The 567-nt window shown below is 72.8% G+C and carries 1 protein-coding gene; it reads right to left on the minus strand.

Going from position 1 to position 567, the window contains the following annotated elements; genetic code table 11:
• Positions 1-152 precede the first annotated feature (152 nt).
• Positions 153-567, minus strand: a 415-nt coding sequence (locus IEW07_RS20775) for an enolase C-terminal domain-like protein (RefSeq protein WP_308738256.1), incomplete at its 5' end; no start/stop codon positions are given.

A 567-nucleotide genomic window follows, 5' to 3' on the forward strand; every position in this document is an offset into this window, starting at 1 on the left:
TGATGTAGTAGATGACGGGGGTGAGCCCCTGGCGGATCCGGGCGGCCTCGCCGGGCAGCAGCGCGGCGGTCGCGAAGCCGACGGCCGCGATCACGGCCACCACCCCGAACCCGAGCAGGACCCCTGTCATCCGTTCCCTTCCCGCCCGCCGGTCAGCGGACCAGGCAGGGGCGCTTGGGATCGAAGCTCCAACCCTCGATCAGGTACTGCATCGCGGCGGCGTCGTCCCGGGCGCCCAGGCCGTGCTCGAGGTAGAGCTCGTGCGCGGCGCCGAGCCGGTCCCGGTCCAGCTCCACGCCCAGCCCAGGGGCGGCGGGCACCTGCACCGCGCCGTCGGCGATGACCAGGGGCTCCCGGGTCAGGCCCTGGCCGTCCTGCCAGATCCAGTGGGTGTCCAGCGCGGTGATCTCGCCCGGGGCGGCCGCGCCCACGTGCGTGAACATGGCCAGGGAGATGTCGAAGTGGTTGTTGGAGTGCGAGCCCCAGGTGAGCCCGAACTCGTGGCACAGCTGCGCCACGCGCACGGACCCGGCCATGGTCCAGAAGTGGGGGTCCGCCAGGGGGATG

The organism is Kocuria dechangensis, assembly GCF_014636775.1.
Lineage (GTDB): Bacteria > Actinomycetota > Actinomycetes > Actinomycetales > Micrococcaceae > Kocuria > Kocuria dechangensis.